A 22,754-nucleotide genomic window follows, 5' to 3' on the forward strand; every position below is an offset into this window, starting at 1 on the left:
GGAAAGCACCATGACCCGCACGGCCATCGTCACCGACCAGGCACCCACCCCGCTGCCCGTCTTCCCGCAGGGCCTCCGGCACGGGCAGATCCTGCAGGTCTCCGGTCAGATCGGGAACGACCCGGAGACCGGCGACCTGATCGGCCCCGGCGACGTGGCGAAGCAGACCGAGCAGACGCTGCGCAACATCGAGGCGATCCTCACGGCGGGCGGTGCCTCGTTCGACAACGTCGTGATGTTGCGGGTCTACCTCACCGACCGGGCGCACTTCGCGACCCTGAACGAGGCCTACGGCGAGTTCCTGCGCGCGCGGATCACCTCGGGCGTCTTCCCCGCCCGTACGACAGTGATCGTCGGTCTGCCCCGCGAGGACCTGCTGATCGAGATCGACGCGCTGGCCGTCATCGAATGAGCGGCACCAGCTTGAAGTTCTCCCGCTCGACGGTCGAGCCGTCCTGGTTGTAGCCGTCGTGGCAGATGAAGACACCCGTCGGGAACCGGGGCCCGAGCGCACGTGACGTGGCCTCGATCCCGACGGTGTCCTGGCAGCCGTCCACGTGGCGGCTGTTGCCCACCCGGAACCGACCCTCGTACGTGTTGCTGACCCGGTCGTAGGCGACGAAGTCCGTGCTTCCCTGCGAGGTCGCGTACAGGCGGTCACCGGCGATCGCCAGGCCTTCCAGGTCGGCGGTGACCTTGCCGTCCTTCCCGCCCCAGCGGGTCTTCGCGCGGTCGATGACTTTTCGTCGCAGACCGCCGGCCGGGTCGGCCCGGTAGCGGGAGATGCCGAACCGCCGCTCGCTGACGTAGAGCGCGCCCTCCCGGTCGTCGGCGACGCAGGTGTCGAGGCGGGTGCCGACCTTCCAGGTGCGGGCGGCCTGGGCGGTGACCCTGGTGCCGTTCACCGACAGCCGCCACTGCTCGACGCGGCCACCCACCGAGGTGGCGAACGCGTACAGGCTCGTGCCGCGGTACAGGCAGACGCCGTACGGCGTCACGCCGGTGGGGATCCCGGCGCGGAACACCAGCCGCCGGGATTTCGTGTCGACGGTGAAGACCTTCAAGCCGTGGCCCGAGGTCGCCACGACCACGTTGCCCCGCACGTCCACGCCGGTCGGGTACACCGCACTGATCCGCTGGAGCCGCCGCCCCGACAGGTCGTAGGTCTCCAGTGGACCCTTCTGATCGGTGCCGATCACTATCGACCGCCGCGGTTTCGCGGTATCCACCCACAGCGCGACGTCGATCGCGGCGGACGCCGAGTGCTCCACGGGGGTGGTCTCCACGAGGGCGTCGGTGACCGGTTCGGCGCGCGCCGCTTTCGGCGTCAGAATAAGTATGAACGTGAGGAATGCGGCAAACAGACGCATCGCGCCACGCTAACGCGGCACGGCGCGCATCCCGCGGCGAAGCGCCGCGGGTGCGCGCCGATCACTTGCGCGAGCGGCCGACGACGACGGTCGCGAGCGGCCCCGTGGGGCTAGTCGTAGTACTGCTCCAGCAGGACCTTGTCGGCCGGGCTGAGCCGGTCCTTGGCCGCGGCGTGCTGGTGCCAGTACGGGTAGAGCAGCGGCGGCCGGCTCACCCGCTCCAGCTCCGCGATCTCGTCCGCGGTGAGCGTGAGCTCCGCGGCCGCGAGGTTGTCGGCGAGCTGCTCGTCGGTCCGCGCACCGACGATCAGCGACGTCACGCCCGGCCGCGTGAGGAGCCACGCCAGGGACACCTGCGCACCGGACACACCCCGGCCGTCGGCGATCTTGCGCACGACGTCGATCGTGGCGAACAGCCGGTCGGGGTAGTCGATCGGCGGCTCGCTCCAGTCACCGATGTGCCGCGACCCCTTCGGCCCCTCGACCTGCCCGTCCGCGCCGCGGGTGTACTTGCCCGACAGCAGACCCCCCGCGAGCGGGCTCCACACCAGCACGCCCAGGCCCTGGTCGACGGCCGCGGGCAGCAGCTCGTTCTCGGCCTCCCGGCCGTGCAGCGAGTAGTAGATCTGCTCGCTGGCGAAGCGGGGCAGGCGGTCGCGCTCGGCGATGCCCAACGCCTTGAGCAGCTGCCAGCCGGTGTAGTTGCTGACCCCGACGTACCGGACCTTGCCCTGCTGGACGAGGGTCTCGAGCGCGCCGAGCGTCTCCTCGAGGCGGGTGTGGCCGTCCCACTCGTGCAGCTGGTACAGGTCGATGTAGTCGGTCTGCAGCCGGCGGAGGCTGGCCTCGGCCTGGTTAAGGATGTGGTGGCGGCTGAGCCCCGCGTCGTTCGGGCCGTCACCCATCGGGAACCGCACCTTGGTGGCCAGCAGCCACTCGTCCCGTTGCCCCTTGACCGCCTCGCCGACGATCTCCTCGGACACGCCGACCGAGTACATGTTCGCCGTGTCGATCAGGTTGACGCCGTGCTCGCGGCAAAGGTCGAACTGCCGCGTGGCGGCCTCGACGTCGGTAGTGCCGATCCGGGAGAAGCCGCCCGAACCGCCGAACGTCATCGTGCCCATCGTGAGCGTCGAAACCCGCAGGCCAGAGTTACCTAGTTGGCGATATTCCATGATGCTTACAGTGCCCTCTCTCGCCGGAAGTATGAATGCTTGCGAGTACCCATGTAGCGGTTTTCCGCCGCCGGGAAACATTCGTGGTCAGACCGTGAGCTCGTAGCGCTCCCAGCCGCCCGCACGGGTGGCCTTGCGGCGGTACATGGCCTGGTCACCGGCGCGGATCAGCTCCCGAACGCCGACCGGCCCGCCGGGCTGGGCCACCGCGACACCGACGCTCACGCCGACAGTGACCGTCCGTCCCTCCACCTGGATCGGCTCCCGGATCGTGTCGACGACCCGGTCCGCGGTCGCGGCGACGAGCTCGGGGGCGTCGACGCCGTTGAGCAGGATCGCGAACTCGTCGCCACCGATCCGGGCGACCGTGTCGGTCTCGCGCACGCAGCGCTGGAGCCGCCCGGCGATCGTGCGCAGCAGCTCGTCACCGGCCGGATGCCCATGCACGTCGTTGACCTGCTTGAACCCGTCGAGGTCGAGGAGCAGCAGTGCGACCTGACCGGCGGCGCGGCGGTCACCCAGCGCGTGTTCCAGCCGGGACTCCAGCAGCGCCCGGTTCGCGAGCGTGGTCAGCGGATCGTGGTAGGCACGGAACGTCAGCTCGGCGGTGAGATCGATCCGGTGCAGCGCTTCCGCGACGCGCATACCCCAGGTCGCCAGGCTGGTCTGCGTGTCGACGGGCAGCCGGCCGGCACCGGAGATGCCGAACGCGCCGCGGTAGCGTCCGCCCGCGCTGATCGGGACGACCAGCAGGCCGCCGGGTGACGGCGGTAGCCCGGTGGCGTCGCGGAGCCGGGCGTAGTCGTCCGGTGTGAGGTAATCCGGGTGGGAGCCGGTCATCCGGGCGACGATCTCCGGCGGCACGCGGTCGAGGGCCACGGCCGCGCCGACCAGCCCGTCGGGCATGCCGCGCTCTGCGGCGAACCGCAGCGATCCGGGCGTCCCGGGCTCGGCGTCGGACAACGCGAGCAGCACACCCGCCGTACGCGGTGCGGCGGTCAGGTCGACGGCGACGGCCACCGCGGCGTCGTACAGCGCCTGGTGGTCGGCCGCCGCCGCCAGCTGTTCGGAGCCGGTCAGGTGCGTCCGCTCCCGCGCGATCAGCCGGCTGTTCTGCTCCGCGACACCCCGCAGGGCACGGACGAGTGGTGGCACGAGCAACCCGAACAGCACCACGGCGACGTACTGCGGAGGCGGCATCGGCCGGTCCTCGACGACCCCGACGACCAGCCGCGTCGCCGGGACGATCTGCACGAGCGCCAGGCGGATCCAGAACTGCCGCCGGGTGCCGTAGTAGCTGCGGAACAGCAGCGCGCCGAAGTACCCGCCGTTGTCGCTGACCGCGTCGACGACGAGGCAGGGCGCCGCCACCAGCATCCACTCGACCGGTTCGAGCCACGCCGGGAACTGTTGGCGCGACCAACCGATTAGCCAGTAGGCCATGAGAACGACGACAGCGAGCGCCGCCGCCACCCGGCTCGTGTAGGAGCCGTACGGGGCGTTCAGCGTGGAGGCGATCCCGACGGACGCCGTGAACAGTGCGTACAGCAGGAAGATCGTGCGCAGGCGGGCGAGCACGCTCCCATCCGTGCGCGCCGCCACCCCCGGTTCATCGGCGGCGCGCGGCGCGACCTGAGTCAGACGGCGCGGCGGAGGGTGGCGGACGGGGATTCGCCGAAGCGCGCCCGGTAGCCGGCCGCGAACCGGCCCGCGTGACCGAATCCGCAACCGATGGCGACGTCCAGCACGGTGAGCCCGCCGTCGGGCGCGGCCGCCAGAAGCTGGTCGCGGGCGAGTTCGAGCCGGACCCGGCGGAGGTAGGCCATCGGTGGCGCTCCGACCTGGCGGGCGAACGCCAGCTGGAGCGTCCGCTCGCCGATCCCCACCCGGGCGGCGAGCGTCGCGGTCGTGTGCGGCACGGCGGGCTGCGCCCGCACGATGTCGACGACACTCCCGACGACGCCTCCGGGCGACGAGGACGCCTCCCAGACCCGCGCGGACAGCGTGTGTCCGTGCCCGAGGAGGAGCCCGGTGACCACGGCCTGGGTCACCGCGGCGGAGAGTCCCGCGGAGGCGTTCTCGGCCCGGACGGCCAGCTCGATGGCGGCGGCGAGGGCACTGCCCGCGTCGAGCCGGTGGACCGGGTCGAAGACGACCCGATCGGTCACCGCGTTGCCGGTGAGGGCGGCGAGCTGCGGTAACAGCACGGCTTCCGGAATCTTCAGCACGATCAGGTCGAGGTCGGCGCTCCACGTCAGCTCGACCGGGCTCCCGCTGGAGATCACCGCGGCGGCGCCCGGCGCCAGTACGGCGTCGCTCCGGTTCTGGGAGACTTGCAGGTGACCACGGCGGGGACAGTGCACGGCGACGAATCCGTCGAGCGGAGCGGAGACGATGCGGGTCGGGGCGCCGTAGGAGAACGCGAGCAGTTCCAGGTCGCCGACAGCGGCCCGGTGGACGGACGCGTCGAACGTGCCGGTCGTGCGGTCGACCTCCATGCGGTGGCGCACCATGACGGACTGGGCCCGGTCGTGGGCGTCGGCGACGTCGGTCGTGCGGTACAGGAGCTCCACGTGCACCTCCTGGTAGCGGTTGTAACACGTGAGGAGGTGTGCGGTCTTCGGATCGCGGGGTGCGGTCCGTGGATCGCGGCGGCGGGCGGTTCCGCGCTTGACTGCGGCAACTGACCAACGGAGGTCGCAGTCATGGACGAGTTCCCCGTCGTGATCGTCGGTGGAGGCCCGGTCGGGCTGACCGCGTCGATCCTGCTCAGCAAGCTGGGCGTGCGCCACGCGCTGTTCGAGCGTCATCCCGGGACGTCGATCCATCCGAAGGCGATCGGGCTCAACCAGCGGACGATCGAGATCTTCCGATCGGCCGGGTTGGGACCCGACATCGCGGCGGCTGCGGCGCCGCCGCGGACGGTGAGCCGGACGGCCTGGTACACGTCGTTCGGCGGTCCGACGCCGCTGCACGGGCGGCAGATCGCGATCCGCGACGCGTGGGGTGGGGGTGCGTACGCGGAGGAGTACGCGGCGGCGAGCCCCGCCCCGTACACGATGCTCCCCCAGATCCGCCTCGAGCCGATCCTGCGAGCCCACGCCTCGGCGTCTCCCCTGGCGACGATCGAGTTCGGCACCGCGGTCACGGGCATCAGCGACGGCGTGGTCCTGCTGGACGACGGACGAAGGATTCCGGCGACCTACGTCATCGCTGCCGATGGGGGGCGGACGGTTGCGGATGCGGTGGGGATCGGGGTGACCGGGCCGACGAACCTCGTCGACATGGTGAGCGCGCACTTCGCCGCGGACCTGTCGGACGTGCTGCCGGACGACTCGTGCCTGATCAACTGGTTCGTGAACCCGGACCTCGGTGGCTCGATCGGCAGCGGCTTCCTGTACCACCTGGGGCCGTGGTCGGCCGATGGCGTCTCCGCGGAGTGGGTGTTCGCCTGCGGGTTCGGCCCGGACGACCCGGAGCGCTTCGACGAGGACGGGATGCGCGCCCGGATCACCCGCTCCCTCGGCGTGCCGATCGAGCTCGAACTCAAATCGGTGAGCCACTGGTACATCCAGTCCGTGGTCGCGGACCGGTTCCGCGCCGGCGGCGTGTTCCTGGCCGGCGACGCCGCGCACCGGATCCCGCCGTGGGGAGCGCTCGGCCTGAACACCGGCGTCCAGGACGTCCACAACCTGACCTGGAAGATCGCGGCCGCGCTGGCGGATCCGTCGCTGTCGGGCCTGCTCGACACCTACGAGACCGAACGGCGCCCGATCGCCCTGTCCGTGGCCCGGACCTCGCTGCACAACTTCCAGAACCACGGCGGGGTGGTGGACGTGGCGCTGGGCCTCGCCGAGGGCTGGTCCGCGCTCGAAACGCTCTGGTCGGGCACGTCGGAGGGCGCCGCGAAACAGGCCACCCTCGACGAGGCCATGACCGTCCTCGACAAGGAGTTCCACGCCCACGGCGCCGAAAACGGCTTCAGCTACCCCTCCGGGGCGGTGGTCCCCGAGCCCGGCGAGGCGGAGGTCGACATGCTCATCTACGCGCCGACTTCAGCGCCGGGGCACCACGTGCCGCACGCGTGGACCGCTCCCGGGGTCTCCACCCTCGACCTCGCGCGTCCGGGACGGTTCGCGCTGATCGTGGACAGCGCCGCCGACGCCTGGCGCGAGGCCCTCGCGAAGAGCACGAGCCCCCTCGCACCCCTGATCGACATCGTCACGGTACCGGGCGACGGTGACTGGGGCTCGCTGCGCGAGGTCGACCCCGACGGGGCACTCCTGATCCGCCCCGACACGATAGTGGCCTGGCGCGCGAACTCCCTGCCGAGCGACCCCGCGACCACCCTGGACGAGGCGCTCACGATCCTCACATCGTGAGGACGATGCGGCCCTCGGCGCGGCCGCCGGCCTGGCGCTGCCAGGCGGCGGTGACGTCGTCGAGCGGAATCGCCTCGTGGGCGACAGTGAGGCGACCGGCCACGAGCGCGTCGGCCACCACCCGCACCGCGCCGGCCCGCTCCTCCGACGTCAACGCGTTGTTCGTGTAACCGAGAATCCGCAACTGCCTGCTGCGGATCGTCGCCGAATCGAACGGCGCGGTCTCCCCCGCCGAACTGCCGAGGTTCACCAACCGCCCACCGGCCCGGAGCACCCGCAACGCCGCAGCCGCCGGTACCCCGAACAACCCGTCGAGCACGAGATCGGCACCACCGGGACAGGCGTCGGCAAACGCGTGGGACAGTTCGTCGACGTCGGTGGACCCGAGCGCGACGACAGCGTCCGCGCCCGCCTCGCGGGCGCGGACCTGCGCGGCCTCCGAGCGCGCGCCGGCGACCACCCACTCCGCCCCCGCGGCACGGGCGAACTGGATCGCGGCCTGGCCCACCACGCCGCCTCCGCCGAGGACGACGACCCGCTCGCCGGCCACCAACTCACCCCGCCAGGTCAGGGCCGCGTAGGCCGCGACCGCCGACAGGCCCGCCGCCGCGACCGCGACCGGATCGACGACGTCGGGCAGCTCCACCACATCGGACGCGGGAACGGCCACGACAGTGGCCATGCTCCCGTCGCCGGGCGCCATCCCGGCCGCGGTCGGGAACCACACCGCCCGGCCCGCGTGCCGCCCGACGCCCTGCACACCCGGCACGTACGGCGTCGCGGGCGCTCCGAAGTACGAGGTACCGGACGCGCACAGCAGGTCCAACGGCGTGATCGGCGCGGCCACGACGTCGACGACGATCTCCCCGGTCCCCGCGACGGGCGCCGGAACCTCCGTCACCGCAGGCGGCTGCCCGCACTCGGCGATCCGGGCGGCCCGAAACAGCATCCGACGCTCCGATCCCTCGTCCCACGGACGCCCGAGGCTAACAGCGCGTGTCGGACGCCGGGAGTTCCCCGCCGACCAAGAACGTGTCGACGGCCTTCGTCGAGCAGCCGTCGGGTCCCTGGGTGCCGTAGACACCGTGCCCACCGGCCGCAACGGTGACCAGTACCGAGCGCTTGCCGAGGGCCTCGTGCATGCCGCGCCCGGCCGCCAGCGCGGCCAGCGGGTCGCGCTCGTTGTGCAGCTGCAGAATGTTGCGGGGCCCGTGGTCGGTGACGCGGACGGGCGCCTCGATCGGCTCGGTCGGCCAGAACGCGCACGGCCAGATGTTCGTCAGGGCACCGGCCGAGAGCGGGTACGCCCTGCGGTCCGCCGCGACGTTGCGCGCGTAGACGTCGACGTCGCGCGGCCACTCGACGTCGTCGCAGGCCACCGCGTACGCGGCCGCGATCGCGTTGTCGCCGGGTACGCCCGGCGACGCACCAGCCGCGGGGTCGGCCAGCGCGAACAGTTGCTGCAACGCCTGGATCTCCTCGTCGGTGGCCCGGCCCGCGGCAAGATCGGCGGCCGCGTGCCAGGCTCCGGTGAGCATCGGCAGCGCCTGGTCGGACACCGACAGCGCGGTCGTCAGGCCCCGCAGCACGTTGCCCGAGAGCGCTACCGGCGCACCGGGCACCGTCACCGGATGCGTGTCGAGGCGGCCGACCAACGCGGTGTAGGCGGCGGTGACCGCGGCGGGGGTGGCGCCGAGCTTCAGCTCCGCGTGGTGCGCGGCGGCATATTTCGCCAGGTCCGGGAAGCGCGCCGCGAAGCCAGCGCTTTCCAGGCGGAAGTTGTCGTAGAACATCTTGGTCGGATCGACCGAGCTGTCCAGCACGGCCCGGTCGAGGTGCTTCGGGAACAGCGTCGCGTAGGCCGCGCCGAGGTAGGTGCCGTACGACGTCCCGAAGTAGGAGATCGTCTTTTCGCCGAGCGCCTCGCGGATGCGGTCCATGTCGCGGGCGGTGTTCGCGGTGGTGAGGTACGGCAGGAGGTCGCCGGACTTCGCCGCGCACCGCTTCGCCACGGACTTCGCGAACGCCACGTTGGCGTCGATCGATCCGTCCGGCGCGGGGTACGGGTAGGGCGGGATCAACTCCGCCGCCGTGAGGCCGCAGGTCACGGGGCTGCTGTGCCCGACGCCGCGCGGGTCGAACCCGATCCGGTCGTACGCGGCGGCGACCGCCGGGCTCGCCGGGAACGTGCTCGGCAGGTTCAGCGCCTCGCCGCCGGGGCCGCCCGGGTTGAGCAGAAGGACACCCCGGCGCTTGGCCTTGTCGGTCGCCGGGATGCGCGACACCGCGATCGTGATCGTCCGGCCACGCGGCTGCGTGTAGTCGATCGGGGTCGTCATCGTGCCGCACTGCTGTTTCGGGTCGAGCTGCGTCCCCGCCGGCGGCGCCGGGCACGTGCCCCACGTGATCGTGGCGGCGGGAGCCCTGGCGTCACCGGTCAGATCGTTCAGGAACGACTCGGCGGTCGCCTCGGGCACCAGTGCGGCGGTGCCGCCGACGGCGGCGGTCACCGCGACGACGGCCGTCAGCGACCACAGCAGGATCTTCTTCATCGTTCTCCTCGGGGGGTCGCCCCGCAGGGATCGGGGCGAAGGCGCCGCCGACGCTACGGAGCGAAACGCCGGAAATCGTCACCCAGGGGCGGGAAACCGGCCGTCCCCCGCACGAGCTACGCGCCCGGGTGGTCCGAGCAAACGGACAGCTGTCGCCTAGATCTAGCGGACACCTGTCCTTTAGGTCTACCGTGGCTGACGTGGGTGTTCTTCCCGACGGCCCGAAGCGGCCGATGATCGACAACGCGGATCCGCGTGCGGTGCGCACGCAAGAGAAACTGTTGACCGCCTTCTCCGAGGCGATCCGGGACAACGACCCGGCCCGCATGACAGTGGCCGCCCTCACCCGCGCCGCCGGCGTCAACCGCACGAGCTTCTACAGGCACTTCGCGTCACCGGAAGACCTCGCCGTCCACGCGCTGGGTGATCTCTTCGACGTGGTCAGGGACACCGACGTCACGCTGCGCACCGGCCACGAGGTGACCGGCGTGGAGGCCAGCCGCCGGGCGCTCACCGCGATCGTCGGCTTCGTCTCCGAGCACCGAGCGTCGTACGCCAACCTGCTCGGCCCCGGCGCCGCCCCGGCCGTCAAACAGGCGATCGCCGACGCCTACGTCGACCGCGCGATCACCGCCCTGAGCTCCAACGCCAACCTCCCGGCGGACGTCGATCCGGTCGTCACCGCCCACTTCATCGCCGGCGGAGTCCTCGGCGTTCTCGGTGCCTGGCTGGCCTCCGATGCGCCGCAACGCTCGCCGAACGACCTCGTGGAGGCACTGATCCGGTGCCACCCCTCCTGGATCACCGCTGATTGATCACCGCTGAAAGGAACACCGACATGGGACAACTCGAAGGCAAGGTGGCCTTCATCACCGGCGCCGCCCGTGGCCAGGGCCGCAGCCACGCGTTGACGCTCGCCCGCGAGGGCGCGGACATCATCGCGATCGACATCGCCGCCCAGGCCGACACGGTGCCGTACCCGATGGCGACGCCGGACGACCTCGCGCAGACCGTCAAGGAGGTCGAGGCCCTCGACCGGCGGATCATCGCGTCGCAGGTCGACATCCGTGACCTGGCCGCGCTCACGGCCGCCGTCGACCAGGGCGTCGCCGAGCTCGGCCGCCTCGACATCGTGCTGGCCAACGCCGGTATCTCCACCCCCGCCTCGACCCTCGACATGGACGAGGACGTCTGGGACGAGATGATCGAGATCAACCTGACCGGCCAGTGGAAGACCATCAAGGCCGCCGTACCGCACATCCAGGCCGGCGGCCGGGGCGGTTCGGTCGTCATCACCAGCTCGCTCGCCGCGATCTACGCGAACAACAACACCGCGCACTACTCCGCGGCCAAGGCCGGGCTGGTCATGCTGGCGAAGGTCCTGGCCAAAGAGCTCGCACCGGAGAGCATCCGGGTCAACACGATCCACCCGACGACGGTGGCCACCGGCATGATCCTCAACGATGCCACCTACCGGCTGTTCCGCCCGGACCTGGAGAAGCCCACCCGCGAGGACTTCGAGGAAGCCGCGAGGACGCTGAACAAGCTCCCGGTCGCGGCCCTCGACGCCCAGGACATCAGCAACGCGGTGCTCTACCTGGTGAGCGACTCCGGCCGCTACATCACCGGCACCACGCAGGTCGTCGACGCCGGAGGGCAGCTCTGATGGGTCTCCTCGACGGCAAGACCGTCCTCGTCACCGGCGGCGCCCGCGGCCAGGGCCGCGCCCACGCGCTCGTCTCCGCCCGCGAAGGCGCCGACGTCATCCTCGTCGACGTCGCCGACCAGCTCTCGACCGTCCCCTACGCGATGGCCGAGCAGAGCGACCTCGACGAGACCGTCAAGCAGGTCGAAGCCCTCGACCGCCGCGCGATCGCGATCAAGGCCGACGTCCGCGACCAGGCCGCACTCGACGCCGCGGTCGCCCAGGGCATCGCCGAATTCGGCAAGATCGACGTCCTCATCGCCAACGCCGGTATCTTCACCAACGGCGATTTCTGGGAACTGTCCGACGACCAGTGGGACCAGATGATCGGCGTCAACCTGACCGGCGTCTGGAAGTCCGCCAAGGCCGTCGCGCCCCACATGATCGAGCGCAAGACCGGCTCGATCGTCATCACCTCGTCGGTCAACGGCCTCGAACCCGGACCGCAGTACGCCCACTACAGCGCCGCCAAGTTCGGCGTCGTCGGTCTCATGAAGACGATCGCGCTGGAGCTGGGCCCGCACGGCATCCGCTGCAACGCCGTCCACCCCGGCGCCGTGCTCACGCCGATGACCAACTGGCAGGGCGCCCGCGACATGTTCGCCGGCCACGAAGGCGGCACCGAAGAAGAGTTCCTCGCCGGCGGACGCGCCTACGGCATCCTGCGCAACAGCACCTGGCTCCCCCCGGAGGCGATCGCCAACACCGCGCTGTACCTCAACTCCGCGCTCGCCAGCAACGTCACCGGCGTCAGCATCCCCGTCGACTCCGGCCACCTACTCATGGCAGGCGTCAACGTCAACCCGATCCAGGACTGACTCACGCCCGGGCCGACGGACCTTCCGTCGGCCCGGCCGAGCCGTTCAGGGGCGTCCCGCGCCGGCGAACGGCATGTAGCTCAGGTTGGTCACCTTGACCGCCTCACCCGGCTGCGGCGCGTGAACGACCCTGTTGTTGCCGATGTACACGCCGACGTGCTCGAGGCCGTAGAAGAAGACGAGGTCACCGACCTGCAGGGCGGACCGTGACACGTGCCGGATCTGGTAGTACTGCTGGTGCGCGGAGTGGGGCATCGAGACACCCACCTGGGCCCAGGCCTTCTGGGTCAGCCCGGAGCAGTCCCACGCGTTGGGGCCGGCCGCACCGAAGACGTACGGTTCGCCCAGCTGAGCGAGCGCGAACTGCGCCGCTCGCGCGCCGTTCCCGGACGCCGGACCCGTCGTGGTGGGCCGCGACTCCCGCGGCCGGGGTGTGCTCGGGTCCGGCCCACCGCTGTCCCGGGTCGAGCCGCTGTCCGGGGTCGAGCCGCTGTGCGGGGTCGAATCCCTGCGCGCGGCCTGCTGCTTGAGCTTCTCCCACGTGCGCAGCTGCGAGTTCAGCTCCGCCTTCTGGCCGTCGAGTTCCGTCTTCAGCCGCTCGACGTTGCGCACCTGCCGATCGACGCGCCCTTTCGCCTCGTCGAATTGGGCCTGTCGCCGTTTCGCCGTGGCGATCGTCGCGCGCTGCTGGTCGCTGAGCCACTCCAGCGTGGACATCCGGGCGAAGTAGTCCCCCGGCGAGCCTTCCAGCACCGAGGAGGAGAGTCGCAGGCCCCCGTCCCGGTACGCCGACTGCGCGATCTGGCCGACCTGGGCGCGGGACTCGTCGAGGTCGACCCGTGAGGCCGCCAGCTGCCGTTCCAGGCCGACCTTCTGCGCCTGCACCCGCTTCAACTGCACCCGCGCGCTGTTCGACCGCTCGTTCAGGCGATCCATCCTGACGCCGAGCGAGTGCAGTTGCCGCTCGGCGTCCGCGGGTGACGGCGCTGCGGTGGCACCACCACCGGGCAGCAGGGTCAGGCCCAGTACTGCGATCACCACGCTCAGCAGAGCAATCGGACGGGCGGATCCCACTGGCGCAGCGCTCCTGGGTTTTCGGCGGCTTACCGGAAAACCATGACTCGGCGTCGCCCGCGGTGCGCACCACGTAACCCTGCATTTTTATGAGTCTTATGACTCCCTTCGGATTCGGCCGCAGTCGGAGGCAACCGAACGTCCGCCGCTCGTTTCTCTACTGACGAGGCACTCGCGCAGCGAAGGGGGCGGCGCGCTCCCAAGACTGACCCGGCCCGTGGTTCTCGTCTACGAGACCACCGGACTCCTCCGCTGCCGCCCCGGAGACGGGGGATCGTTGACCCTGCGAACTGCTCGCAGAGCGTCCCGCGGACGAGCTACGAACCGTAGCGAAGCGATCCGCCAACCAATCTCCGTAACACTGTGTATCCTCGCTTTCACACATGGTCGCTAGCGCCATTGTGGAGTCCACCGGACTGGGGAGGGTCGGGGGATTTTGAGCTCACGTCATGCGCTGTTAATTGGTGTGCCACGCTGCGACCATCCTGAATATCCGCCGCTTGACCACGTCGTGGTCAAAGACATCGAACTGATGCGGCAATCGCTACTGCAGTCTGGCTACGAATGCCATCCCCGAGGGATTGACCAGAGCAATCCGAACGACCTGCCCACCGGACGCCGAATTCGCCGCTGGATCGCGCAGGCGTGCGCCGAAGCGCCGCCGGGCGGCGTTCTCCTGATCTATTTCTCCGGCCATGGAGTGTCGATCGACGGGAAAGATCTACTGCTGCCCGCGGATGCGGGCCCCACGGTGGCCGGTGCGTTGGATCGCGACAGCCTCGTGCCGCTCATTCCCGAAGACATTGGGCACTCCCCCGCACGCTTGATCGTGTTTTGCGTGGACGCCTGCCGTGAACGAGAAGCGAGTGGAGCAGCCGACGGACACGGTCGGAGTTACCCGGTGCTGGACGGCACAGCGCTCGTAGTCTTGACAGGGTGTTCGGCGGGGCAGCGGTGCCGCTACGGAGAGGCCAGCAGTTACTTCACGCAAATTCTCAGCCGGGTGCTCGGTGCGACGCATCCCGCCCGCACGCTGGGGCGAGTCGTCGACGACGTCACCGCCGAGATGCGGCGCCGAGCCTTTCGCACCGACGACCTGGATCAGATTCCCGATGCCGGACCAGCGACCGTGCTGAATCAGGCCGGCGACATCGAAATCTGTGCGGGCGACGAGTTGCTGGACTCCTGGCTTCAGCAGGCTCGCCACGCGGCACTCTGGCAGCGATGCGACGAGCGGAATCCGACCACTGAGGACGCCCGAACCGCGGTCGACAGGCTCGTCGACTTCAGCGTCGGCGAGCGCCAGCACGCCCAGGCGCTGCTCCGGGAGCGGGCAGGGCTCGAAGACGAGTGGTTCGACCGGAACTACCCCGGCCGAGTTCTCGCTGAGCTGCACGCTTTGCTCAACGCGAGCTTTCGTCTCGAGCCCGAGGAGGCCGCGCTCTTGGTCGCGGCGCCGTTTCTTCACGAGGTCGTCCTTGCCGAAGGATTACGCGAAGCCGCGGATGCCGAACCGACCAACTTCGAGCGCAAGTACGACCCGGATCCGCGCCTGGATCTTGAGCTAACCCACGACGCGTACCAACACGTCGTGCAAAGGGCCCGGAACCTCGCACGCCGCGACGATCCGGCCCGGGACGCGGTTGCGATCTGGCTCGTCCACCGATGGTTGGCCGCCCGGCCGAATCTCTGGAACGGCGCCGCGGCGCGCGAAGCCGCCGGTCGGGCGGCTGCGCTGCTCGGTCCCGACACCGACATCGGCCTCCCCGAAGAGGTGCGCGACCTCGCTCGGGCACTGCTTAGGGCAGTCGGCGCCGGGCCGGTGGACGAGACCCTCGCCCAACGGTTGCACCAGCCCTACATCGACGACCGATGGCGCACGTTCGCCGGGTTGCTGTGGCTGGCCGGCACCTTGGCCGCCGACCCGCGCCTTATCGATCCGGTGATCGCCGACCATCTGGGAACCGGTCTGGAGTTGTCCCTGGCCGACATGCATGCGGCGATCGGGCGGCTGGCCTGGACCCGCCGGAGTGACGAGTTGAGCCTCCGTGCGGTGTGCGAGCACGCCGGGCTGCACGTCGCGTTCGCTGATCTGGTCGACCGCGCCGCAGCGGCCCACCGGTCGGTCGTCGAGCTGATCGGCCGGACCGAGATCCCTACGGCTCTGCCGTCGATGATCTCCGCGGACAGGCTGCGCCCCGCACGGCCGGACGGCGTTCCCGCATACCAGGTGCCTGTTCCCGCGTTCCGCCTGTCCGAGGACAAAGTTCGCGAGCTACTGATGGGTCGCCAACTCTACGGAGACCCCGCACTAGCCATTCGCGAGCTTTATCAGAATGCACTCGACGCTTGTCGATATCGACGCGTCCGGCTCCGGGCGGTCGAATTGGAGACCGGACGAACCCCGATTTGGACAGGGAGGATTCGAGTCACTCAGGGACGCGATCCTGAGAGCGGCAGAGAATATATCGAGTGCTGCGACAACGGCGTGGGAATGTCCTTCGAAGCACTCCAGCAGGTCTTCGCGAGCGCGGGCGAGCGTTTCGTGCACGGCGCGAGCTTTCGCGCCGAGCAGGTCCACTGGCAGGAACTGAGTCCGGATCTGCGACTGATCCCCAATAGTCAATTCGGCGTCGGCGTCTTCAGCTACTTTATGCTGGCCGATGAGATCGTGCTGACCACTCGCGAAGTGGATACCCGGGGAATTCCGGCCGGGCGGGCGTCCCAGGTCCACGTGGCGAGTAGCGGGAGCCTACTCCGCATCGTGCCGTACGACGGCCCCGACCTGGACACTGGCGGAACCATCGTAAGGCTCTTCCTGAGCGGCGAGGACCGGGTATCCGTCCTCCAGACCCTGCGCCACCTGGTCTGGGTTTGCGAGTTCGCCCTTTCCGTCGCCGAGGACGGCGTGGCAGAGGAAAACTGGGAGCCGGACGCGCTCCGCTACCCGGAGCAATCGATGTCGCCCCTCCCGATCGGTTCCGAGACGTGGTGGGTGACCGGAGAAGGGGGTATCGCCGCCGACGGACTCCGAACCAATGAGAATATCTTCGGGCTCATCGTCAACCTTCGCGACAAGCGTCGACCTCACTTCACTGTCGACCGCAACACGCTGCGGAATTGGGATAAACGCTGGGTGGACCAGCAGATCGATCAGTCACTGCCTCGGCTTATGGAGTGGCCCGGTCTGACGTTGGCGTGGCTCTGGAAACTGACCGAATCGGCTCCTCGGATTGCTCAGCGCATCTTCGACGAGCTGGTCCGCCGCGACCAGCCCATCGTCGTTGGTGGCGCCTGGGGTCAGAACGAACGCGTCCAGCTCGGCCGGGTCGGATGTCTTCCCGAGGACCGCAAGATCTTCGACCCGACCCGGCGGGACTATTTCGCGGCCGGCTGGCTCTGGCACTGGCGGGCGGCGGCCTGGGACCGGCCTCCGGGGCCCGCGGTCGCGAAGCGGCGAGCCCGCGAGGCACTCAGCCCCGAGACCGACGGCCGACCCGTCGCCGGCCCAATCGACGCGTCGATCCTCGCCACTCTCGGCCGCTACGACAACGGCGCGCCGATCACACCAGACCAATTGCTCGCTGCAGCCCATGCGAGCGAAGAATCGATTGCGAGCACCATCCGCCGGGCTCGGCGCTTCGCAGTCCTCGGACTGCCGTTGCGTGCTCTCGCCGATCTGCCGCCGGTCACCGCGAAGGTCACCGAAGCCGATCGACCACTGCTCCCGGCGCTCGCCGCCTGGACGCCACCGAGGCGTGACCCCCGCCCGGACTCGCTGGGATGGCTCGTCCACACCTCGTCGGCTACGGGTTTGTCCATCGGCGAAATCATCCGACGTGTCGAACGGTACGTACCCGCAGGATGGCGCCGCCCCGTCGAGAATCCCGGTGAGCTGCTCAGCCTCACCTGTGATGGCAGCGACGTCACACTGATGTCCGAGAATGCGTCCGGTCTTCCGCCGTGGAGATCCGGTCCGATGTACCCGGCAGACCTCGCGAATGTGTGCAGCGCGCTGAACGAGCCGTTCGTCGACGTCCTAGAGCGAAGCGACCGCCTCCGTGTCGTAGGCGTCCGAGTAGCGGGACGGGACCGGTATCCCGACTCGGCACTGACCGAGACTGAGTTCAGCGCACTCCGGTTGTCGATTTCCCGCGCTGACCCGGACGCGCCGGACGGCTGCCTCGCGGACCTCGCACCAGCTCACCTCATCCAGCTTGCCAGCCAGCAAGCTACGACGGTCCCGGCGATCGTCGACCAGTTGTCCCGTCTGGTGCGTCCCGAAATTCTCGCGATCGAGTTGCCTGACCCGGTTCCTCTCGAGCCGATAAACGAGGATTTCGCGTTGATAATCAGCGAAGCGGCCCGATACGGCAGCCATTTGTCGTGGCGGAACCAGATGGCAGTATACGGCTGGCCCCTCAACATTGACCTCGTCATCGCGGCGACACAGCGTTGGGGGTCGGCAAGCGATCGATCGGCGGCCGAGGAATTGCTATCGCTGATGGCGAAAAGGCTGCCTGCAATCACCGTGGCGAACGTCTTCGAGGTTGCGGGCCGGGGCGAGCGGTCGATGTCTGAAGCCGCGCGATTGCTTGAGAACTACCATCCTGGCCTCGCCGCACCTGACCTGCCCGAGTCAGTAGCGCACCTTCGGCCGACTTGGTTGGAACGAATCTTTCTCTCGGAGCACGTGCAGTGGGGGAAACCGTGGGTCGAACCGTCGGTTTTGATGTGGGCCTGGTACGGACACTGGATTGAGGGATCGTTACAGGATTTCGTCGAGAAGGTGCAGCCGTACCGCCCGCTCGGCGCTCCGGTCCCGTCGCTGAGCCCTCTTGAATGGGAGGCGATGCGCCTCCGCCCGATAGATGAAGTCGATGACTTTCTCATAGATGACTACGAAGTTCCGCCTGGCAAGAAATGGAACGAACATGATGCCGCGACAATTACGGCTCTGCGACTCGTGCGGGGGGCCGGTCAGTTCGGGTGGACGGTGAAGGAGGTCCACGACCGGATGGCGCGGCTCCTGCCGTTTGGTCTGCGGCTCGCCTATGACCCCGCGCTCGTCCCTGGAACCACAGTCGACTGGCAGGACCTCGTCGCGCTCACCCGGGACCTCACCGGCCAGGAACCCGCACTCACCGGCGCGGTTGACGCGGAACACATCGCCTGGGTCGCCGCGGAGCTCGACGAACCGGCTACCAGCGTCGTCGACCGTCTACGCCCCTACGCGGAACTGTTCGCCTTCCACCTCGTCGACACCCAGGAGGCCGACCGTGGCTGAGCCGGAGCCGGGAAGCGTCCATCAACCCGTTCCCTTCGCAGAGCAGGAGTACGAAACACCGGACGGCTTTGCTCTGACCACGGAATCCGACGACGATCTGGTCATCAGCGGTATCTGCCCGGGCTGTCAAGGACGGACGACGACCCGGTTCCCTCGGGGCATGCCGGACGCAGGCTTCAAAGGCGGCCTGTTCCGCCGTCGTTCGGAAGATTCACTGCCTCGTTATGTGACGGTGCCGTGCGAGTGCGGTCGAGCGCACCCGGAACGCCCAGATTCCGCCCCAGATCGCGGCTGCGGAGCGTTTTGGCGCGTGCCTCGCGAATCGGCCCTGGAGTGAGCCTCGATGCGAAGCGATGGTGGGAACGCGCGCATGACCTCAAATTCCACCAATTGGAGGCCGCGCGCCGGCAGGCGGAGAGCTGGCGCACGGGTCTCGCCGGCTCGACGGCATTACTCGGCGCCGCCCTGGTCATCAAGGGTCCCGACAACGTCAGCCGGCTGACGCCGGGTTTCCGGTGGCTAGTCGTCGTCCTGGTCGGTCTTGCACTAGCATCGCTGCTCACCGCGACGCTCCTGGCGGTGGGTGCATCGGCCGGCACACCCGGGCGGCGGATCGTCCTGACCGGTGAGGATCTGCGCGCCTGGAGCGAACAGGAGGTCCGGTCGATCGGGCGAGCCCTCCGCTGGGCTGCTCGATTGACCGTCCTGGGTGTGGTCGCGGTCGGCGTCGCCGTGGCGTGTACGTGGCTCGGTCCGGGCAGAGCCACGGCCGGGCTGGTCGTCGTAGAATCCAGCACTGAGCGGTCCTGCGGCACACTGCTAGGCAGCGACGGTGGCCGACTCGCGATTCAGACGTCATCCGGCACGGTACGGCTCGTGGCGTTCGCCAACGTTCGGTCCGTCTCGCCTACGCGGGCTTGCTGACCTACCGGAAGTCGTCGGTCGCGGTCACCAGGGCGTCGAGGATGCCGAGCTCGTCGAACGCGTGCCCGGCGTCGTCGACCAGGACGAACTTCGCGCCGGGCAGCGCCCGGTGGAGGTCCCACGCCGTGACCGCCGGTGTGCACAGGTCGTAGCGACCCTGCACGATCACCGTCGGGATGTCGGCCAGGCGCGGAGCGTCGGCAATGAGCTGACCGGGGGTGAACCACCCGTCGTGCCGGAAGAAGTGGTTCTCGATCCGCGCGAACGCGGTCGCGTAGCGCACTTCGCCGTACGCCTCGACCAGCTCGGGCCGGGGCAGCAGCGAGATGCCGCTCGCCTCCCACGTCGCCCAGGCGACGGCGGCCGGTCCGTGCACGGCCGGGTCCGGGTCCGACAGCAGGCGTCCGAACTCCTCGACGTACCCGCCGGGGACGGCGTTCGGGGCCGCGGCGGTGAACTTCTCCCAGCGGTCGGGCGCCATCATCCCCGCGGGGCCCTCGTAGAACCAGTCGATCTCGGCCGTGCGCAGCGTGAAGATGCCGCGCAGCACCAGCTCGGTGACCCGCGCCGGGTGCGTCTGCGCGTACGCGAGCGCCAGCGTCGAGCCCCACGAGCCGCCGAAGACCTGCCAGCGCTCGATACCCAGGTGCTCGCGCAGCAGCTCCAGGTCGGCGACGAGGTGCCAGGTGGTGTTGGCGCTCAGGTCGGCGTCGGGCTCACCGGCGTGTGGCGTGCTGCGGCCGCAGCCGCGCTGGTCGAGGACGACGATCCGGTACCGGGCGGGGTCGAACAGCCGCCGGTGGGCCGGCGAGCTGCCGCCGCCCGGGCCGCCGTGCAGAAAGACCACCGGCTTGCCGGAAGGGGCGCCGCTTTCCTCCCAGTAGACGGAGTGGCCGTCACCGACGTCGAGCATGCCGGTGCGGTTCGGTTCGAGGGGTGGGTAGAGAGTACGCACCGAACCGACGTTAGCCCGCGAGAACGCGTCCGATACAGTACAGACGTACTGTTCGACGGGGGTGGGTCAGCGGGTAACCGCCCGTAACCCGCCTTTAGTCTGGCATTTAAGGACAGCGAACCTGGAGCGGAGTGCCTGGTGACTGACTCGACGATCATCTACACCCACACGGACGAGGCGCCGGCACTGGCCACGTACTCGTTCCTGCCGGTCATCCAGGCGTATGCCGCCCAGGCGGGCATCGGCGTCGAGCTGCGCGACATCTCGCTGGCCGGACGCCTCCTCGCGGTGTTCCCGGAGTACCTCGAGGAGGAGCAGCGCATCCCCGACGCGCTCTCCGAGCTCGGCGAGCTGGCCAAGACGCCCGAAGCCAACATCATCAAGCTGCCGAACATCTCCGCGTCGATCCCCCAGCTCAAGGCCGCCGTCGCCGAGCTGCAGGGCCTCGGCTACGCGCTGCCGGACTACCCCGACGAGCCCAAGACCGACGAGGAGCGCGACATCCGCGCCCGGTACGACAAGGTCAAGGGCTCCGCGGTCAACCCGGTGCTGCGCGAGGGCAACTCCGACCGCCGCGCCCCCGCGTCGGTGAAGAACTACGCCAAGGCGCACCCGCACCGCATGGGCACGTGGTCCGCGGACTCGAAGACCAACGTCGCGACGATGGGCGTCGACGACTTCCGGTCCACCGAGAAGTCGGTCGTCCTCCCGGCCGACGACACACTGCGCATCGAGCTCGTCGGTGACGACGGCACCACCACGGTGCTGCGCGAGTCGGTACCGGTGCTCGCCGGCGAGGTCGTCGACGCCTCCGTGCTGCGGGTCGGCGCGCTGCGCGAGTTCCTCACCGCCCAGATCGCCCGCGCCAAGGCCGAGGATGTGCTGTTCTCGGTGCACCTCAAGGCCACGATGATGAAGGTGTCCGACCCGATCATCTTCGGCCACGTCGTCCGCGCGTTCTTCCCGGAGACGTTCGCGACGCACGGTGCGGCGCTCGCCGCGGCGGGGCTCTCCCCCAACGACGGGCTCGGCGGCATCCTCAAGGGCCTGGAGTCACTGCCCAACGGCGACGAGATCAAAGCGTCGTTCGACGCCGAACTGGCGGCCGGTCCTGCGCTGGCGATGGTCGACTCCGACAAGGGCATCACGAACCTGCACGTCCCGTCCGACGTCATCGTCGACGCGTCGATGCCGGCGATGATCCGCACCTCCGGTCACATGTGGGGCCCCGACGGCAACGAGGCCGACACGCTCGCGGTCCTGCCGGACTCCAGCTACGCCGGGATCTACCAGGTCGTCGTCGACGACTGCCGGGTCAACGGCGCGTACGACCCGTCGACGATGGGCTCGGTGCCGAACGTCGGGCTGATGGCGCAGAAGGCCGAGGAGTACGGCTCGCACGACAAGACGTTCGAGGTGCCGGTCACGGGCACCGTGCGGCTGGTCGGGTCGGCCGGGGTCGTCCTCGAGCAGGCGGTGTCGGCCGGGGACATCTTCCGCGCCTGCCAGACGAAGGACGCACCCATCCGCGACTGGGTGAAGCTCGCGGTCACCCGCGCCCGCGCGACCGGTGACCCCGCCGTTTTCTGGCTCGACGCCAGTCGCGCGCACGACGCGAACCTGATCGCGAAGGTCGAGCAGTACCTGCCGGAGCACGACACCGACGGGCTGCGGATCGAAATCCTGACGCCGGTCGAGGCGACCGCGCTGTCGGTGGAGCGCATCCGGCGAGGCGAGAACACGATCTCGGTCACCGGGAACGTGCTGCGTGACTACCTGACCGACCTGTTCCCGATTCTCGAGCTGGGCACCAGCGCGAAGATGCTGTCGGTCGTGCCGCTGATGGCCGGTGGCGGTCTGTTCGAGACCGGTGCGGGTGGCTCGGCGCCGAAGCACGTGCAGCAGCTGGTGAAGGAGGACTACCTGCGGTGGGACTCGCTCGGGGAGTTCTTCGCGCTCGCGGCGAGCTTCGAGCACCTCTCGCAGACCACCGGGAACCGGCGCGCGCAGGTACTCGCCGACACGCTGGACCGGGCGACCGCGACGTTCCTCGAGGAGGACAAGTCGCCGACCCGTCGGGTCGGGGGGATCGACAACCGCGGTTCGCACTTCTTCCTGTCGCTGTACTGGGCGCAGGAGTTGGCTGCGCAGACCGAGGACGCGGAGTTGGCGAAGGTGTTCGGGCCGTTCGCGGAATCGTTGAGCTCGAACGAGCAGGCGATCGTGGACGAGCTGCTCGCCGTGCAGGGGAAGCCCGCCGACATCGGCGGTTACTACCAGCCCGACCCGGCCAAGGCGGCCACGGTCATGCGCCCGTCCCAGACCTGGAACACCACCCTCGCGTCCCTGAGCTGACCCACGCACCGCCGACGGGCGGCCCGGCTCACGCGCCGGGCCGCCCGTCGGCGGGCGACACGCAGGACCGATCGCGCCACCTCGACGCCCCGACGCTCCTGCTTCGACACCTGGCCATTGTCCACTGGTGACCCCGGCCACAGCGGCAACCCCACCG

The 22,754-nt window shown here is 69.6% G+C and carries 16 protein-coding genes; 8 read left to right on the forward strand and 8 right to left on the reverse strand.

Features of this window, described 5'->3' with window-relative positions; genetic code table 11:
* The first annotated feature begins 10 nt into the window (after positions 1-10).
* Complete coding sequence (locus tag ACGFY5_RS10790) at positions 11-412, forward strand: RidA family protein (RefSeq protein WP_392719375.1); 402 nt, start codon at positions 11-13, stop codon at positions 410-412.
* Here the strand turns inward: ACGFY5_RS10790 and ACGFY5_RS10795 are convergent.
* The 4 genes from ACGFY5_RS10795 to ACGFY5_RS10810 all read right to left on the reverse strand — a co-directional run bounded on the left by ACGFY5_RS10795 (position 402) and on the right by ACGFY5_RS10810 (position 5,118).
* Positions 402-1,370 carry a phytase gene (locus ACGFY5_RS10795; protein ID WP_392719376.1) on the reverse strand — a complete coding sequence of 323 codons (969 nt, stop codon included), beginning with the start codon at positions 1,368-1,370 and terminating at the stop codon, positions 402-404. The two genes, ACGFY5_RS10790 and ACGFY5_RS10795, sit on opposite strands and share 11 nt — an antisense overlap.
* A gap of 110 nt (positions 1,371-1,480) precedes the next feature.
* Positions 1,481-2,545, reverse strand: coding sequence for an aldo/keto reductase (locus tag ACGFY5_RS10800; protein WP_392719377.1), 1,065 nt, complete (start codon positions 2,543-2,545; stop codon positions 1,481-1,483).
* Positions 2,546-2,632: 87 nt separating this feature from the next.
* Complete coding sequence (locus ACGFY5_RS10805; RefSeq protein ID WP_392719378.1) at positions 2,633-4,123, reverse strand: diguanylate cyclase domain-containing protein; 1,491 nt, start codon at positions 4,121-4,123, stop codon at positions 2,633-2,635.
* Positions 4,124-4,182: 59 nt separating this feature from the next.
* A complete protein-coding gene (locus tag ACGFY5_RS10810; protein ID WP_392719379.1) occupies positions 4,183-5,118 on the reverse strand; it encodes an AraC family transcriptional regulator in 936 nt (311 codons plus the stop codon).
* A gap of 132 nt (positions 5,119-5,250) precedes the next feature.
* Here ACGFY5_RS10810 and ACGFY5_RS10815 point away from each other — a divergent pair, with 132 nt between their 5' ends.
* Positions 5,251-6,927 (forward strand): FAD-dependent monooxygenase, encoded by a 1,677-nt coding sequence (locus tag ACGFY5_RS10815; protein WP_392719380.1) that lies wholly within the window; start codon positions 5,251-5,253, stop codon positions 6,925-6,927.
* Here ACGFY5_RS10815 and ACGFY5_RS10820 read toward each other — a convergent pair.
* A complete protein-coding gene (locus ACGFY5_RS10820) occupies positions 6,917-7,876 on the reverse strand; it encodes a zinc-binding dehydrogenase (protein ID WP_392719381.1) in 960 nt (319 codons plus the stop codon). The genes ACGFY5_RS10815 and ACGFY5_RS10820 overlap by 11 nt on opposite strands.
* A 37-nt stretch (positions 7,877-7,913) precedes the next feature.
* Positions 7,914-9,479 (reverse strand): alpha/beta hydrolase, encoded by a 1,566-nt coding sequence (locus ACGFY5_RS10825; RefSeq protein ID WP_392719382.1) that lies wholly within the window; start codon positions 9,477-9,479, stop codon positions 7,914-7,916.
* Positions 9,480-9,679: 200 nt separating this feature from the next.
* Here ACGFY5_RS10825 and ACGFY5_RS10830 point away from each other — a divergent pair, with 200 nt between their 5' ends.
* The 3 genes from ACGFY5_RS10830 to ACGFY5_RS10840 are packed head-to-tail and all read left to right on the forward strand — an operon-like array spanning position 9,680 to position 12,002.
* Complete coding sequence (locus ACGFY5_RS10830; protein ID WP_392719383.1) at positions 9,680-10,294, forward strand: TetR/AcrR family transcriptional regulator; 615 nt, start codon at positions 9,680-9,682, stop codon at positions 10,292-10,294.
* A 23-nt stretch (positions 10,295-10,317) separates the two neighbouring features.
* A complete protein-coding gene (locus ACGFY5_RS10835; protein ID WP_392719384.1) occupies positions 10,318-11,145 on the forward strand; it encodes a mycofactocin-coupled SDR family oxidoreductase in 828 nt (275 codons plus the stop codon).
* Positions 11,145-12,002: a mycofactocin-coupled SDR family oxidoreductase gene (locus ACGFY5_RS10840; protein ID WP_392719385.1), complete on the forward strand. Its 858-nt coding sequence runs from the start codon at positions 11,145-11,147 to the stop codon at positions 12,000-12,002. The genes ACGFY5_RS10835 and ACGFY5_RS10840 overlap by 1 nt, the downstream gene beginning before the upstream one ends.
* A 45-nt stretch (positions 12,003-12,047) precedes the next feature.
* On the opposite strand, the gene ACGFY5_RS10845 is transcribed toward ACGFY5_RS10840, so the two are convergent.
* Complete coding sequence (locus tag ACGFY5_RS10845; protein WP_392719386.1) at positions 12,048-13,043, reverse strand: NlpC/P60 family protein; 996 nt, start codon at positions 13,041-13,043, stop codon at positions 12,048-12,050.
* A gap of 469 nt (positions 13,044-13,512) precedes the next feature.
* Between ACGFY5_RS10845 and ACGFY5_RS10850 the strand changes: the two genes are divergently transcribed.
* Together ACGFY5_RS10850 and ACGFY5_RS10855 are read left to right on the forward strand one after the other, a co-directional pair.
* Entirely contained in the window at positions 13,513-18,363 is a 4,851-nt protein-coding gene (locus ACGFY5_RS10850) for a caspase family protein (RefSeq protein WP_392719387.1), read from the forward strand.
* Positions 18,364-18,696: 333 nt separating this feature from the next.
* Positions 18,697-19,287, forward strand: a complete 591-nt coding sequence (locus tag ACGFY5_RS10855; protein WP_392719388.1) for a hypothetical protein — start codon at positions 18,697-18,699, stop codon at positions 19,285-19,287.
* A gap of 1 nt (position 19,288) precedes the next feature.
* Here the strand turns inward: ACGFY5_RS10855 and pip are convergent, their stop codons facing one another.
* A complete protein-coding gene (pip, locus tag ACGFY5_RS10860; protein WP_392719389.1) occupies positions 19,289-20,242 on the reverse strand; it encodes a prolyl aminopeptidase in 954 nt (317 codons plus the stop codon).
* Between the two features lie 138 nt (positions 20,243-20,380).
* Here pip and ACGFY5_RS10865 point away from each other — a divergent pair, with 138 nt between their 5' ends.
* Positions 20,381-22,597, forward strand: a complete 2,217-nt coding sequence (locus ACGFY5_RS10865) for an NADP-dependent isocitrate dehydrogenase (RefSeq protein ID WP_392719390.1) — start codon at positions 20,381-20,383, stop codon at positions 22,595-22,597.
* Positions 22,598-22,754: the final 157 nt, after the last annotated feature.

Origin of the sequence: Cryptosporangium sp. NPDC048952 (genome assembly GCF_043197895.1) — a bacterium.
GTDB lineage: Bacteria > Actinomycetota > Actinomycetes > Mycobacteriales > Cryptosporangiaceae > Cryptosporangium.

What these genes read in the sequence shown, in the direction of transcription:
- ACGFY5_RS10815 (WP_392719380.1), top strand. Translation starts at nt 5,251, where the DNA reads ATGGACGAGTTCCCCGTCGTGATCGTCGGTGGAGGCCCGGTCGGGCTG.
- ACGFY5_RS10835 (WP_392719384.1), top strand. Translation starts at nt 10,318, where the DNA reads ATGGGACAACTCGAAGGCAAGGTGGCCTTCATCACCGGCGCCGCCCGT.
- ACGFY5_RS10820 (WP_392719381.1), bottom strand. Translation starts at nt 7,876, where the DNA reads ATGCTGTTTCGGGCCGCCCGGATCGCCGAGTGCGGGCAGCCGCCTGCG.
- ACGFY5_RS10825 (WP_392719382.1), bottom strand. Translation starts at nt 9,479, where the DNA reads ATGAAGAAGATCCTGCTGTGGTCGCTGACGGCCGTCGTCGCGGTGACC.
- ACGFY5_RS10800 (WP_392719377.1), bottom strand. Translation starts at nt 2,545, where the DNA reads ATGGAATATCGCCAACTAGGTAACTCTGGCCTGCGGGTTTCGACGCTC.
- ACGFY5_RS10790 (WP_392719375.1), top strand. Translation starts at nt 11, where the DNA reads ATGACCCGCACGGCCATCGTCACCGACCAGGCACCCACCCCGCTGCCC.
- ACGFY5_RS10795 (WP_392719376.1), bottom strand. Translation starts at nt 1,370, where the DNA reads ATGCGTCTGTTTGCCGCATTCCTCACGTTCATACTTATTCTGACGCCG.
- ACGFY5_RS10840 (WP_392719385.1), top strand. Translation starts at nt 11,145, where the DNA reads ATGGGTCTCCTCGACGGCAAGACCGTCCTCGTCACCGGCGGCGCCCGC.